General features: G+C 45.2%; 1 protein-coding gene. It reads right to left on the reverse strand.

Features of this window, described 5'->3' with window-relative positions:
- A partial coding sequence (locus ADM33_RS06170) for a hypothetical protein (RefSeq protein WP_049503804.1) occupies positions 1–217 on the reverse strand: 217 nt, incomplete at both ends.

Raw genomic sequence — 217 nt, forward strand, 5'->3', positions numbered from 1 at the left:
ATCTTCACGGACAACCGTTACGGCCGGTGCTTTACCTGTGAATGACTTTTCAGGAACAAAGGTTACTGTTCCATCTGCGGCTACTGTATATGTCCCAACACCATCTACTGTCTTGGTTGTTGAACCATCATCAAATGTTGCCGGAACAGCTTCGTTAATCTCAACAGTCTTCTCGACACCGTCAACAGTTACAGTTCCACCCTTGAATTCAGGTTTA

Source organism: Streptococcus oralis, from assembly GCF_001075875.1.
Lineage (GTDB): Bacteria > Bacillota > Bacilli > Lactobacillales > Streptococcaceae > Streptococcus > Streptococcus oralis_I.